1 protein-coding gene is annotated in these 1,127 nt (G+C 68.1%); it reads right to left on the reverse strand.

Features of this window, described 5'->3' with window-relative positions:
- Positions 1 to 2: 2 nt before the first annotated feature.
- Positions 3 to 1,127: WD40/YVTN/BNR-like repeat-containing protein (locus tag I4J89_RS49075; RefSeq protein WP_230860874.1), on the reverse strand; the 1,125-nt coding region annotated here is incomplete at its 5' end.

The following is a 1,127-nucleotide window of genomic DNA, read 5'->3' on the forward strand; positions in this document are numbered from 1 at the left end:
AGCTACGGCGCCGGGACCGAGATCGGTGACCACGTCGCCCCACCGTCCAGCGACATCGAGTAGGCCCCATCGGCCCTCAGGGCCGTGACTATCCCGCTGCGCTCGATGAAGCTGGAGACACCGGGCCCGACCCCATGTCTCGTAAAGGTGCGACCCCCATCGGCGCTGATCATCGGGCCGTCGAGTTCCGTGCCGATCAGCAGCGTTCCATCCGGCCGGACGATGGCGTCCAGGATCGAGGCTGGCTGCCCTTGGCCGTCTCGAATCCGGGTCCACGTTCGGCCGGCGTCCGTGCTGGCGTACATGGGCCCGAAGCCGTTCTTGGCGTCCTCGCGCTGGACGGAGAACACCGCGTACCGCAGGCTCCCGGGCCCCGCCAGCAGCCTGGGCCCGTACAGCAGTTTGTCCGGCTTGGGGAATCGTGACACCGACCAGGTGCGGCCGCCGTCGCGCGTAGTGGCCAGAGCGGGAACGTCACCCTGGGCGGTGCCGCAGATCCAGCGGGTGCCGTCCGGGGTGATCGTGGACTCCGACGATCCGTGGACCCGCTTCAGCGGTACGTTGGGCACCTTCAAGCGCATGCCGGTGTCCGGGTCGATCACCGTTAGTTCGCGGATGTCGCAGTTCGTATCGGCACAACGCGTGTGCAGACGCCCGGCGGCGGGGATCTCGGCGACGTTTCGTGCCGCGGAGTCCGGTGCCGACCGCCACGTACGACCGGCGTCGATGCTCACCCACCACTGTCCGCGGTCTTCGATCACGACGGTCTGTGTGGTGACGGCGTGCAGGTCGGCGCTATAGCCCTCAAGCGGTGGAACCTTCGCCAACGGGAGCGCCCGATTCTCGTAGGTGCGACCACCGTCGATGCTGACGGCCAGTCCGTACGAGCAAAGCCGCTTACCGCCGGGGCACGTCGCGGTCAGCGCGAATCCGTGTTCCGGGTCGACGAACTGGACGAAGAGGGCATCGAATCGCGCCCCATTCACCTCGCCGGCGTCTACTCCGGTAACGGCATCGTGGAAGTACGTCGCGTCCGCCGGCACCGCGCCGCTGCCCCGGCTGATTCTCCCGCCCGGTGCCACGTGGGTAACCGAAACGCCGATCGCCGCCAACAACGCCACCGCGAT

The organism is Actinoplanes aureus, assembly GCF_015704865.1.
GTDB lineage: Bacteria > Actinomycetota > Actinomycetes > Mycobacteriales > Micromonosporaceae > Actinoplanes > Actinoplanes aureus.